Origin of the sequence: Phaeobacter sp. HF9A, assembly GCF_011806385.1 — a bacterium.
In the GTDB taxonomy this organism is placed as follows: domain Bacteria; phylum Pseudomonadota; class Alphaproteobacteria; order Rhodobacterales; family Rhodobacteraceae; genus Epibacterium.
In genome coordinates this window covers 14,894-28,381 of sequence record NZ_JAATOX010000009.1, presented here as the reverse complement: position 1 = coordinate 28,381, position 13,488 = coordinate 14,894, and the positions used below count along the sequence as shown (strand labels likewise).

At 62.6% G+C, this 13,488-nt stretch carries 7 protein-coding genes and 1 pseudogene; 5 read left to right on the top strand and 3 right to left on the bottom strand.

Going from position 1 to position 13,488, the window contains the following annotated elements; genetic code table 11:
- Positions 1 to 196: 196 nt before the first annotated feature.
- A pseudogene (locus tag HCZ87_RS02945) lies at positions 197 to 2,324 on the bottom strand (malate synthase G).
- A gap of 239 nt (positions 2,325 to 2,563) precedes the next feature.
- Between HCZ87_RS02945 and pepN the strand changes: the two are divergent.
- The 3 genes from pepN (at position 2,564) to HCZ87_RS02930 (ending at position 7,056) form a co-directional block, all read left to right on the top strand.
- Positions 2,564 to 5,128 carry an aminopeptidase N gene (gene pepN, locus HCZ87_RS02940; RefSeq protein ID WP_167642282.1) on the top strand — a complete coding sequence of 855 codons (2,565 nt, stop codon included), beginning with the start codon at positions 2,564 to 2,566 and terminating at the stop codon, positions 5,126 to 5,128.
- Positions 5,121 to 5,573, top strand: a complete 453-nt coding sequence (locus HCZ87_RS02935; RefSeq protein WP_167642281.1) for a hypothetical protein — start codon at positions 5,121 to 5,123, stop codon at positions 5,571 to 5,573. Before pepN ends, HCZ87_RS02935 begins: the two co-directional genes overlap by 8 nt.
- A gap of 178 nt (positions 5,574 to 5,751) precedes the next feature.
- Positions 5,752 to 7,056: a hypothetical protein gene (locus tag HCZ87_RS02930; protein ID WP_167642280.1), complete on the top strand. Its 1,305-nt coding sequence runs from the start codon at positions 5,752 to 5,754 to the stop codon at positions 7,054 to 7,056.
- Between the two features lie 104 nt (positions 7,057 to 7,160).
- Here the strand turns inward: HCZ87_RS02930 and HCZ87_RS02925 are convergent, their stop codons facing one another.
- Positions 7,161 to 9,497, bottom strand: a complete 2,337-nt coding sequence (locus HCZ87_RS02925) for a Tex family protein (protein WP_167642279.1) — start codon at positions 9,495 to 9,497, stop codon at positions 7,161 to 7,163.
- 302 nt (positions 9,498 to 9,799) lie between these two features.
- On the opposite strand from HCZ87_RS02925, the gene HCZ87_RS02920 reads away from it, so the two are divergent.
- Together HCZ87_RS02920 and gatB are read left to right on the top strand one after the other, a co-directional pair.
- Complete coding sequence (locus HCZ87_RS02920) at positions 9,800 to 10,474, top strand: ABC transporter substrate-binding protein (RefSeq protein WP_303048828.1); 675 nt, start codon at positions 9,800 to 9,802, stop codon at positions 10,472 to 10,474.
- A 160-nt stretch (positions 10,475 to 10,634) separates the two neighbouring features.
- Positions 10,635 to 12,143 carry an Asp-tRNA(Asn)/Glu-tRNA(Gln) amidotransferase subunit GatB gene (gene gatB / locus HCZ87_RS02915; RefSeq protein ID WP_167642277.1) on the top strand — a complete coding sequence of 503 codons (1,509 nt, stop codon included), beginning with the start codon at positions 10,635 to 10,637 and terminating at the stop codon, positions 12,141 to 12,143.
- 148 nt (positions 12,144 to 12,291) lie between these two features.
- Here gatB and HCZ87_RS02910 read toward each other — a convergent pair whose 3' ends face one another.
- The gene (locus HCZ87_RS02910) at positions 12,292 to 13,485 is read right to left on the bottom strand and encodes a hypothetical protein (protein WP_167642276.1); all 1,194 of its coding nucleotides are present in this window, start codon (positions 13,483 to 13,485) and stop codon (positions 12,292 to 12,294) included.
- Positions 13,486 to 13,488 lie beyond the last annotated feature (3 nt).

Below are 13,488 nucleotides of genomic sequence, written 5' to 3'. Positions count from 1 at the left end.
CAATACAGCAGACTAAAGCCGCGACGACTGTGCGCGCAATTCAAAGCGGTGGCGCAGGTGCCTGTGCGTTGACGCACAGGGGGTCTGCGAAAAAATCAGGCAAACGGAGCCGCGTTCCAAGCCTTATCGGTGAAAAATTGGCCGGGACATTTACCCCGGCCAAATGGTCTTGTCGCTCACTCAACAGCGGGGCGCATCACCCCTGGGCTTTCAGCTCCAGGCGGCGGGCATGCAGCACCGGCTCGGTATAGCCCGAGGGCTGCACCCGGCCCTTGAAGACCAGATCGCAGGCCGCCTGAAAGGCGACACCGTCAAAGCCCGGCGCCATCGGGCGATAGGCGGGATCACCGGCGTTCTGGCCATCCACCACAGCCGCCATTTTCTGCATCGCGGCCATGACCTGCTCTTCCGAGACCACACCATGATGCAGCCAATTGGCCAGCGCCTGGCTGGAGATGCGGCAGGTGGCGCGGTCTTCCATCAGACCGACATTATTGATGTCCGGCACCTTGGAGCAGCCCACGCCCTGATCGACCCAGCGCACCACATAGCCAAGGATGCCCTGTGCGTTGTTTTCAATCTCATTGGCGATCTCCGCCTCCGAGAGGTTCTGCCCCTCCATCACCGGAATGCTCAGCAGATCGTCAAGCGTCCCGCGCGCGCCACCGGCCTTGAGCTCGTCCTGACGAGCCAGCACGTCGATCTTGTGATAGTGTGTGGCGTGCAGGGTCGCGGCGGTGGGCGACGGCACCCAGGCGCAGGTCGCGCCGGATTGCGGATGGCCAATCTTGGCCGCCAGCATCTCGCCCATACGGTCGGGCATGGCCCACATGCCCTTGCCGATCTGCGCGCGCCCCTTCAGCCCGCAGGCAAGCCCGATATCGACGTTGCGATCCTCATAAGACGCGATCCAGGCGGTGCCCTTCATCTCGCCCTTGGGCAGCATCGGCCCCGCTTCCATCGAGGTGTGGATCTCGTCGCCGGTGCGGTCCAGGAAGCCGGTGTTGATAAAGGCAACGCGGGATTTTGCGGCGCGGATACATTCCTTGAGGTTAACCGATGTGCGGCGTTCCTCGTCCATGATGCCGATCTTGACGGTGTTGCGCGGCAGGCCCAGCGCGTCTTCCACATGGTCAAAGATTTTCACCGCAAAGGCGACCTCTTCCGGCCCGTGCATCTTCGGCTTCACCACATAGACCGAGCCATGCAGCGAGTTGCCGCCTTCGGATTTGAGGTCATGCATGGCGATCAGAACGGTGATCATCGCATCCAGCAGCCCCTCGCCCGCCTCGGCCCGCGCTGTCCAGAATGGCCGGGTTGGTCATCAGATGGCCGACGTTGCGCACCAGGAGCAGGGACCGCCCCTTGAGCACCGCCGCCTCGCCATTCGCTGCGGTATAGGCGATGTCGTCGTTCAAAACGCGGGTAAAGCTTGTGCCACCCTTGCTGACCTCCTCGGCCAGATCGCGTTTCATCAGGCCCAGCCAGTTGGAATAGGCGGTAACCTTGTCTTCGGCGTCCACACAGGCGACGGAATCTTCGCAATCCATGATCGTCGACAGCGCGCTTTCCAGCGTGATGTCATTGATCCCTGCGGCGTCATCCTTGCCGATGTTGCCGGCCGCGTCGATCTCAAGGATCGCGTGCAGCCCGTTGTTTTTCAAAACAATACGTGTCGGAGTAGCAGTGTCGCCGACATAGCCCGCAAACTGGCTGGCGTCTTTCAGCGCCGGCACCAGGGCGCCATCCTCAACCCGCAGGCCGGAAATATCGGACCAGGAGCCGCTCGCCAGCGGGAAGGTCTCATCGAGGAAGCCACGCCCCCAGGCGATCACCCGCGCGCCGCGCGCCGCGTCATAGCCCTTGCCCTCGGGCAGGTCGCCCATGGCGTCTGTGCCATAAAGCGCATCATAAAGGCTGCCCCAGCGGGCATTCGCCGCGTTCAGCGCAAAGCGGGCGTTGGTGATCGGCACCACCAGCTGCGGTCCCGGCAGATGCGCGATCTCGGGGTCGACATTGGCGGTCTCCACCTCGAAATCATCGCCCTCGGGCACCAGATAGCCGATCTCCTGCAAGAACGCCTTATAGGCCGCCGCGTCATGGCTCTGGCCGCGCCGTTCCAGATGCCAGGCGTCGATCTGCCCCTGGATCGTTTCGCGTTTGGCCAGAAGCGCGCGGTTCTCATCGCCCATGCCCTCGACCAGACCGGCAAGCCCGGTCCAAAACGCATCGGCACTGACGCCAGTGCCCGGCAGCGCCGCATCCTCGATAAAGGCCGCCAAGGGGGCAGCCACCTGAAGCCCGTTCCGTTCGATCCGACTCATATTCTGCTCCTCCTGGCGGTGCACGATTGCATGCCGTCTGATACGGCAAAAGTTTCCGATCGGCAACAAATCGAGCCCTTTGGCCGCGCGTGTTTTCCAGTACAGGATTTTCAATTTTTTCCAAAAGATGCGCCTGCGCGGCCCGCCCGCGCCAGAAGGATGCTTGTCCCGCCGCCTGCGCTTGCATACCTCTAGGGGAAAGCGCCCCGCGCCCGCCCCGACAGCAGAAGGATCCCCCGATGAAAGATGCCGCCCCCGCCACCCAGCCCGAGACCTTCTATCTGAAGGACTACACGCCCTTTGGCTTTGATGTGGAAAGCGTGGAGCTGACCTTTCGCCTCGCGCCGGAAACCACCCGCGTGCTGTCCAGGATCCGCTTTGCCGCGAAACCCGATGTCGCCGCGCCCCGGTTTTTTTTGCATGGCGAGGCGCTCTCGCTGATCTCGGCCCGCATTGATGGCACGGAGGTCACGCCGGAGCTCACCGATCACGGCCTCACCTGCGCCGTTCCCGACCAGCCCTTCACCTGGGAGGCGGAGGTTGAAATCAACCCCAAGGCGAACACCGCGCTGGAGGGGCTTTATATGTCCAACGGCATGTATTGCACCCAATGCGAGGCCGAAGGCTTTCGCAAGATCACCTATTACCCCGACCGCCCCGACGTCATGAGCACCTTCAGCGTGCGCATTGAGGGGACTGAAAAGGTGCTGCTCTCCAATGGCAACCCGGTGGCCTCCGGCGCGGGCTTTGCCGAATGGCACGACCCCTGGCCGAAACCGGCCTATCTGTTTGCACTGGTCGCGGGCGATCTGGTGAACCATCCCGACAGCTTCACCACCATGTCCGGCAAGGCGGTGGAGTTGAACATCTGGGTGCGCCCCGGCGACGAAAACAAATGCGCCTTTGGCATGGAGGCGCTGAAGAAGTCGATGAAATGGGACGAGGACACCTATGGCCGTGAATACGACCTCGATGTGTTCAATATCGTCGCCGTGGACGACTTCAACATGGGCGCGATGGAGAACAAGGGCTTGAACATTTTCAACTCTTCTTGCGTCCTCGCCAGCCCTGAGACCTCAACTGATTTAAATTTTGAGAGAATTGAGGCAATTATTGCCCATGAGTATTTTCACAACTGGACCGGCAACCGGATCACCTGCCGCGACTGGTTCCAGCTCTGCCTGAAAGAGGGGCTGACAGTGTTCCGCGATGCCCAGTTCACCGCCGATATGCGCTCTGCGCCGGTGAAACGGATCGACGACGCGATTGATCTGCGCGCGCGCCAGTTCCCCGAGGACAACGGCCCCCTTGCCCATCCGGTGCGCCCCGAGGCGTTTCAGGAGATCAACAACTTCTATACCGCCACCGTCTATGAAAAGGGCGCCGAGGTGATCGGCATGCTCAAACGCCTTGTGGGCGACGCGGCGTATTACCAGGCACTGGATCTCTACTTTGAGCGCCACGACGGTCAGGCCTGCACCATCGAGGACTGGATCAAGGTCTTTGAGGACTCCACCGGCCGCGATCTGGCGCAGTTCAAAAACTGGTACAGCCAGGCCGGAACGCCTCGCCTCTCGGTTGAGGAAAGCTATGCAGAGGGCACCTACACGCTGACCTTCCGCCAGAGCACCCCACCGACACCCGGCCAGCCGGAAAAAGACCCCAAGGTGATCCCCATCGCCGTCGGTCTGCTCAACCCCAATGGCGACGAGGTGCTGCCCACAAAGGTGCTGGAAATGACAAAGGCCGAGCAGAGCTTCTCCTTTGACGGGCTCAATGCCCGGCCGATCCCCTCGATCCTGCGCGACTTCTCGGCGCCGGTGATCCTGGAGCGCGAAAGCAGCGCCGCCGAGCGCGCCTTTCTGTTGGCCCATGACACCGATCCCTTCAACCGCTGGGAGGCAGGCCGCGAGCTGGCCAAGGCCGCGCGCATCGCCATGGTGACCGAAGGCGCCAGCCCCGGTGCAGATTACCTGGCGGCGCTGAGCACCCTGCTGCGCGACGACACATTGGACCCCGCCTTCCGCGCCCTGGTGCTGGCCCCGCCGAGCGAAAGCGAGATCGCCCAGGCGCTGTTTGATCAGGGGATCACCCCCGACCCGGATGCGATTTTCGACGCGGCGGAGACCTTTTCCCAGACCCTGGCACAAAGCCTCGCCGACAGCCTGCCGCGCCTCTTTGCCGCCACCCAGGTCGATGGCCCCTTCCGCCCCGATGCAAGGGACGCGGGCCTGCGCGCACTGAACGGGCGTATCCTCGGGCTTCTGACCCGGCTTGACGGCGGCGAGGCCGCAGCAAGGCAATTCGCAAACGCCGACAATATGACGGTGCAAAACAGCGCGCTGGCCTGTCTCCTGAAGGCCGGAAAGGGCGAGGCCCAGAGCCGCGCGTTTTTTGAGCAATGGCAGGGAGACCGGCTGGTGATGGACAAGTGGTTCGCGCTGCAAGTGGCCACCGCCCGGCCCGAACGCGCCGCCAGCGTGGCGCGGGAATTGACCGGCCATGCGCTCTTTACCATCAAGAACCCCAACCGCTTCCGCGCGGTGATGGGGGCGCTCTCGATGAACCACGCCGGTTTTCATCAGGCCGATGGCGCGGGCTATGATCTGCTCGCGGAACAGCTGATCGCCCTTGATCCGCTGAACCCGCAGACCACCGCCCGCATGTGCACCGCCTTCCAGACCTGGAAACGCTATGACGCATCCCGCCAGGGCCTGATCCGCGCCGCCTTGCAGCGGATCAAATCGGTCGAGGGGCTCAGCCGCGACACCAATGAGATGGTCAGCCGCATTCTCGATGCCTGAACTCACCGCATCAGTTCCGCGCGCATTCCGCTTTGACCGGGATGCGCGCTCGCTCAAGGCGTTGCTGTTTGTGGCGCTTTGGCTGTTGGTGCTGCTGGCGCTCTTGGCGCTGTTTCAGGCGCGGCTCTGGATTGTCGCACTGCTTGCCCTGCCGCTGCTGCCCGCACTATGGGAGCTCTGGCGCAATCCCGCGGCCTGGCTCGAAATGGATGACACCGCCCTGCGCTGGCGTTCCGCGCGCAGCGAGGCCGATATCGCGCTGCGCGAAATCGACCATGTGGTGCTGCTGACCCGCTGGGATTTTTCAATCCGCGCCACGGTGCACACCAAACCCGGCACCCATCACCGGCTGCCACCGGAAGTCACCCCCAACCACCGGGCCTTTGAACAGGCGCTGGAAACCCGCGCCATCCCCGTGAAAAGACAGCATTTTAACGTTCTCTGATTGGCATCAATCAGCGGCGATCTGCCGGTTTCGCGAGCGTTTCGGCAAAATGCCGCGCTCTTGCCGGTTTTTGCGCCGCGCGGGCCGCAATTGGCCTGTCAAACTCCCCGGCCCCGCCCCAAATCTTGCCGACACTCAGATCTTATCAAGACTGCGCCACAAGACCTGGGACAACGCGATGCCTCTTTCCGCCCTGCCGGCAACACATGGTTTGAAAAAGGCGTTGCGCCTGGTCACAGCCCGCATGCCTGCGCTGCTGTCCCCGCGCGGGCTGCACCTGCCGCAGCGCGTCAAGGCGGCGCGCCCCGCAATGGATGTGCAGCTGGATCAGGTGCTGTCGATCCCGGTGCCAGACCGCAACGCCGAAAACGAGGCCGAAGACGCCGCCATTGCCGAGGGGCAATTCCTGGCCAGACAAGACCGATGGCGCGAGGTCGAAGCCCGTATCCGCGCCGCAGACGGCGCGCAAGCGGCAACCCCCGAGGGCATGCCGATCGCCGATCTTATCGCCTATGGCGCGCGCGCTGATGTTGTGAACGCCGTGGAACATGCGCTGAGCGAAGGGCTGCCGCTGACGGATCGCATCACCCTCGACGGGATTATGGCGCTGGAGCGTATCCGGCTGGACCTCGGGCGCGGGGTGGAGATCTCGACGCTGGTGGCGCTGGCGCATCTGGATATCGCCTGGGCCTGCCGCCGCACCGCTGACGCGCAGCCGCGCCAGCAAGCGCCATTGCAGGCGCGGGCGGCGGCGCATCAAAAGCGGGCCGAGGTGCTCCTTGCCCCGCTGGCCGAGGCCGCCGCCCAGCGCCCCTTTGTCACCGCAGCGCGCTGCGCGCTCTATTGCGCGCAGGAACCCGCGACACCGCGCCGGATCGCCGATGATTACTGCGCTTTGATCCGACTGGATCCGCTCAACCCGCGCCACATGCGCGCGCTTGGCAGCCATCTGGTGGAACAGGGCAAGCACGGGTTGAGCGCACTGGATCTGGAGGCCCGCCGGGTCGCCGCGCTGGTTGAGCCCCAATGGGGTGCGGCGGGCTATACCTGGGTCTATTTCGACGCCCTCGCCCGCAGCGATGCCGCCTGCCTGACGGTGGATGTGCAGTTCTTCCTCGATGGGATTGCCGATATCGTGGAGCGCAGGCCGAGCCAGGATCGGGTGAACCTGTTGTCCGCCTATTGCAGCGTGGCGCTGAAACCCGCCGACGCGGCGATGCCAGACGCGCGTCAGGTGCGCGCCGAGGTGGCCGAGGCGGCCAATTGGCTGATCCGCAACCACCTGCGCGAGCTCAATCCGATGATATGGGCCCATGCCGCCGCCGGATTTGACAATGACGCCCCGGTGCGCTCGCTCCGACATTTCGCCGAACGGGGCCGCTCGCAAGCGCTGCGCGCGATTGCCGATCTGTTTCGCGAGGAAATCGACGCGGGGTGCCGCGTGGTCTTCACCCCCGAAGGCCCCGAGGTGATGGCAGGGTAAAGGGGGCGCTGCCCCCTCGCCCCCTTTCGGGGTCTCACCCCCGGGATATTTTGGTTAGAAGAAGGGACAGGCGCCTGAGCCCTAAGCCCTGCGCCTGACCCAGATCATTTTTTCTTGAACGCATCCATGAGAGCCGCGCCCAGCGCGCCAGTGTCATTGCCGGCTTTGCTCTTTGGTGCGGCGGACATCTTGCCGCGCTGGGGCTGTGGTCCCCGTCCCCGGGGACCGGCGCCGGCCTGGCTGTCGCGGGCCCTGCGGTCCTCCTTGGCGGAGGCGCCGCCATCCTTTTTCATCGTCAGGCCAATGCGTTTGCGCGCCACGTCCACCTCGACCACGGTGACCTTGACCACCTGGCCGGTCTTCACCACCTCATGCGGGTCTTTCACGAATTTGTCGGCCAATTGGCTGACATGGACCAGCCCGTCCTGATGCACCCCGATATCGACAAAGGCGCCAAAGGCGGCGACATTGGTGACCGTGCCTTCCAGCACCATGCCGGGCTTCAGATCGGTGATCTGCTCCACCCCATCGGTGAAGCTGGCGGTGACAAAGCTCGGACGCGGGTCGCGGCCCGGTTTTTCCAGCTCGGCAAAGATATCGCGCACAGTGGGCAGGCCGACCTCGCCCTCGACGAAGTGTTCGGCGCGCAGGGATTTCAGCGCCGCGCCATCGCCCATGATCTGGCGGATGTCGCGGCCACAGGCGGCCACGATCTTGCGCGCCACGGCGTAGCTTTCGGGGTGAACGGCGGAGGCGTCCAGCGGTTCTGTGCCGCCCTGGATGCGCAGGAACCCGGCGCATTGCTCAAAGGCCTTGGGACCGAGGCGCGCCACCTTCAGCAGCTCCTTGCGGCTTGCAAAGGCGCCGTTGACGTCGCGATGCGACACAATGGCTTCCGCCAGGCCCGGCCCGAGGCCCGAGACATGCGCCAGCAAGGGGGCCGAGGCCATATTGAGGTCCACGCCCACCGCGTTCACCACATCCTCGATCACCGCCTCCAGCGATTTCGAGAGTTTGTGCTGATCCACATCGTGCTGATACTGGCCGACGCCGATGCTTTTGGGTTCGATCTTGACCAGCTCGGCCAGCGGATCTTGCAGGCGCCGCGCGATGGAGACCGCTCCGCGCAGGCTGACGTCCAGATCGGGGAATTCCCGCGCCGCCAGTTCGGAGGCGGAATAGACCGAGGCCCCCGCCTCGGAGACCACCACCTTGGTGGGCGCCTTGACCTTGGCGGGCAGGTTCTTGATGACCTCGGCCACCATACGTTCGGTCTCGCGGCTGGCGGTGCCATTGCCGATCGCGATCAGCTCGACCCCATGTTCGGCGATCAGCTTCAGGATCGAGACCTGCGCGCCCCGCAGGTCATTCTTTGGCTGAAACGGGTAGAGGGTCTCGGTGGCCACCAATTTCCCGGTCGCGTCAACCACTGCCGCCTTAACGCCGGTGCGAATGCCCGGATCCAGCCCGAGCGTCGGTCGCGCACCGGCCGGCGCTGCAAAGAGCAGATCCTTGAGGTTGCGGGCAAAGACCTGGATGGCCTCCTCCTGCGCGCGGGCCCTAAGGTCGCCCATCAGCTCCAGCATCATCGAAAGCGACAGCTTCCCCCGCCAGCACCAGCCCGCCACCTTGCGCAGCCATTTGTCGCCCGCGCCATTGCCGCGCACCTCCAGAACGGCGGCGACCATCTCTTCGGCGCGGCTCGCCCCCTCCTCCCCCGGAGGCGCGATATCCAGCGTCAGCACCCCCTCGTTGGAGCCCCGCAACATCGCCAGCGCCCGATGCGAGGGCACGTTTTTCCAGGTCTCGGAATGTTCGAAATAGTCGGAAAACTTCGCCCCTGCCTGTTCCTGCCCCGGGACCACCTTGGCCGTCAGCACCGCCTCGGCCTGAAGATAGCCGCGCAGACGCCCCAGAAGTTCGGCGTTTTCCGTCAAACGTTCGGTCAGGATGTCGCGCGCACCATTCAGCGCGTCTTTGATCTCGGTCACCGCGTCAGAAAGATAGCCCGCCGCCAGCGCCTCCGGATCCGCTGCGCGATCCGCGAGAATCGCCTCCAGCAGCGGCTCCAGCCCGTTTTCCCGCGCGATCATCGCCTTTGTGCGGCGCTTGGGCTTATAGGGCAGATAGATGTCTTCCAGCTCGGCCTTGGTTTCTGCCCTGGTGATCGCCGCCGCCAGATCATCGGTCAGCTTGTCCTGCGATTTGATCGACTCAAGGATCGCCGCCCGGCGTTTTTCCATCTCGCGCAGGTAGTCCAACCGCTCGTTCAGGGTGCGCAGTTGGGTATCATCCAGCCCGCCGGTGGCTTCTTTCCGGTAGCGCGCGATGAAGGGCACCGTCGCCCCCTCATCCAGCAGCGCAACGGCTGAATTCACCTGCTGGACCGAAGATCCGATTTCGTCAGAGATTTTTCGAGCAATTCGAAGGGTCGTGTCCAAGACGTGCTGCTCCTGTTGTTGCCGCGGCTCCCCCCTCTGGAAGCCGGAGCACTGTCTTAGCGACAGCGAAGCTCGAGGCCAAGCAAAGAACACGCGCACCCTTCACCTGTCGGCGCCATTATCCTTTTCTTAAGCCCTGCGCCTTTACAAACAAACGCCACTAGACCCGTTAAATTGTACTCAGTCGCGGCAAATGCCTCCTAAACCGGTTGGTTCATCGCCGCAAACTGGAGGTTTCCCAAGTGTCGATCAAAAATCTAAAGTGGGCCATCGCTCTGGCTGCTTCTTTCCTTCTCTCAACCATGGACAATGCGCGCGCGGAGGCGATCAAAGCCTATACTGCGGTTCTTCCGCCGTTCACGCTCGGATCCGATCAGGACATGCCTGGTATTTCTCACGAATTGCTGGAAGAGATGTCCAAACGGTCGGGCGTCGCGATCGATATCGAGTATCTGCCGTGGAAACGCGCGCAGGCCGTGGCACAGACGACGCCCAATGCGCTGCTGTTCACCACATCACGCACCGCGTCGCGCGAAACGACCTATACCTGGATCGCCGAGATGATCGTCGCCAATGAAGTCTTTGCAACCACCTCTGGCGCCGTGAACTCCGTCGACGACGCCCGCAGCCTGAAACGCATTGCGACGCTGGGGGGCACCCCGCGGGAAAAATACCTGCTGGAGCTTGGCTTCGCGGATTTGCAGTCCACAACCGACACCGCCACAGCCGCACGGCTGCTCACCGGCGGTCGCGTGGATGCCTGGTATACCTTCAACCAGCGTGTGCTCCACGCGGTGAAGGAAGCCGGCATCGACCCCAATACGATCATTATCGGCGCCCCGGTGCGCAGCTCCCATATGTGGTTGGCCGCAAATGCGGAATTTGATGCCGCCGTGGCCGACAAGCTGGCGCAGGCGCTGGCGGAGATGCGCAGTGACGGCACCTATGACGTGATCGTCAACAAATACGTGAACTGAGGTCCCGTTCTCCCGTTTTGCAGGCGGCGCCGGAAAGCGTGCCGCCTGTTTCCGCGTTTTGCGCCGGATCAGCCGCACCACAGGCATTGCCCCTTGCCCCTCAGCGCGCGCGCGCCTAGAACGCTTGCCAAACAAGGACAATCGGATACGGCGGAAAACCATGCTCGACCTGACATATGAACTCCCCAAGCCCAAGGTAATCGCGGGCGCCAAGCATGACTGGGAATTGGTCATCGGCATGGAGGTACATGCCCAGGTCAGCTCCAAGGCAAAGCTGTTTTCCGGCGCATCGACCCAATTCGGCGCTGAGCCGAACTCCAACGTCGCCTTCGTGGATGCGGCCATGCCCGGCATGCTGCCGGTGATCAACGACTATTGCGTCGAACAGGCGGTGCGCACCGGGCTGGGCCTCAAGGCTGATATCAACCTCTGGTCCGCCTTTGACCGCAAGAACTATTTCTATCCCGACCTGCCGCAGGGCTATCAGATCTCGCAGCTCTATCACCCCATCGTCGGCGAGGGCGAGGTGCTGGTGGAACTCGGCGACGGCACCGCGCGTCTGGTGCGCATCGAACGTATCCACATGGAGCAGGACGCCGGCAAATCCATCCACGACATGGACCCGAGCATGTCCTTTGTCGATCTCAACCGTACCGGCGTCTGCCTGATGGAGATCGTCTCGCGCCCCGATATCCGTGGCCCCGAAGAGGCCGCCGCCTATATCGCCAAGCTGCGCCAGATCATGCGCTACCTGGGCACCTGCGACGGCAACATGCAAAACGGCAACCTGCGCGCTGATGTGAACGTCTCCATCTGCCGCGCCGGTCAGTACGAGAAATATCAGGAAACGCAGGATTTCTCCCATCTCGGCACCCGCTGCGAGATCAAGAACATGAACTCCATGCGCTTTATCCAGCAGGCCATCGAGGTCGAGGCCCGTCGCCAGATCGCCATTGTTGAGAGCGGCGGCGAGGTCGAGCAGGAAACCCGGCTCTATGATCCCGACAAGGGCGAAACCCGTTCCATGCGCTCCAAGGAAGAGGCGCATGATTACCGCTACTTCCCCGATCCTGACCTGCTGCCGCTGGAGATCGAACAGGACTGGGTGGATGATATCAAATCCAAGCTGCCCGAGCTGCCGGACGAGAAAAAAGCCCGCTTCATCAAAGATTTCGGCCTCACCGACTATGATGCCTCCGTGCTGACCGCAGATCTGGAGAGCGCCAATTACTTTGACGAGGTGGCCAAGGGCCGCAACGGCAAGCTGGCGGCGAACTGGGTCATCAACGAGCTCTTCGGTCGCCTCAAGAAGGACGATCGCGACATCACCGACAGCCCGGTCACCCCGGCGCAGCTCGGCGGTGTGATCGACCTCATTGCCTCTGATGCCATCTCCGGCAAGATCGCCAAGGATCTCTTTGAGATCGTCTATACCGAAGGCGGCGACCCAGCGGAAATCGTCGAAGCCCGCGGCATGAAGCAGGTGACAGACACCGGCGCCATCGAGGCCGCGCTCGATGAGATCATCGCCGCCAACCCGGCGCAGGTGGAAAAGGCGAAACAGAACCCGAAACTCGCGGGCTGGTTCGTCGGTCAGGTGATGAAAGCCACCGGCGGCAAGGCCAACCCCAAAGCGGTCAACGAGCTGGTCGCCAAGAAACTGGGCTGACGGGACAGCACAACGATTACAAAAGGCGCTCTATCCGGGGCGCCTTTTTTTTGTTTCCGTCTCGCCCGGTCGCCAGACCGGGCCGCGCCCGACCTCCCCCCTGGGAGGGCGCTTCGCACCCACCCGAGGTCGGGCGCGGCCCTAACTTCTAAACATCAACGGGCGGCTTTTCCCATTCTTTGGATGGCTGAGTTAGGGGACTGGACTTTGGCTTGATGTCTTTTATCTGGCGGAGGAGTGCTGGGACGCCTTCGTCGATGACCCAATCCATGCCGCGCACCCCCAATTGGCCCACCGCTCCGGTTACGCCTGCTCCCATCAACACAACGAACCCAGCGGCCAACGGATATTGTTTGATTTTAGCCCAGACCGCACGCAGCCGCCCTGTCGCCTCTTCCAAAACCTCCGCATCCGGGACCGGAGGCTTCAACGCGGCCTCAACCGCCTCCAACTCCTCCAGAACCTCTCGCAACTGCGCCCGATACTGAACGACGCGCGAGGGCGGCAGATCATCGGGAAGGTTGTCGCGGTGCTGTCCAAGGGTTTCAGCGTTGAAAATCTCATGCTCCAACGCGCGCTTGATCTGGGCGAAGTCCCGTTGCAACGCCTGTTTTTGGGAAATGAGGTCAATCACCCCTGCCACATGTTCCGCGCCCTTGTCCCAATCCGCAGGATCAATCAGGGCGACGTCATACATCAATTGCCAATGGCTCTGCCAATCTCCGGTCAGCGGGCGACCAGCAAGCGCGGCCTCATACCAGCGGATCCAGAAGCCATAGCCGGGTCGGGCTTGCATCCATGTCCGCCCAGTGGTCCAGGCGGTTGCAATCTCGCTTGGTGGATGCTCGGACCATAGTCGTTGTTCAAACGTATCAACCCTAGCAAAACAATCCAATTGTGTTTCGCGCCACAAAATATTGTATGTTCCCAATGCGCCTACAGCGCTCGCAACGTTCGCGGCAAGATAGTGCCAATTCTCCGGCTCGGCAGCCGCGTTAACAGCACATTGAGCGATATAGGCTGCTTCGTATGCGTGCGCTCCAATCATTCCGTGGTCAGCAACTGCTCCAATGCCAGCAGCAGCTTGTTCAAAAACCTTCTCTCCCACGAAACCAATATGGCAAAAGGCTTGAGCAAATAAAATAGAGCGAACTATCGGGAAGGGTGAAACTTGGTGCACTCTGGCCCAATCAGTCTCCAGTTCTGCTACCCAAAAGGGAAATGCTTTCAACGCTGCACGCGTCGAGATGGCGACGGAAGCTTGAGCTCGGCACGCCTTTGGCAATTCCTCCAGCCACGCCTCAAAACTCTCGCGATCTACAATCTCTTCAACCCGCACCATTGC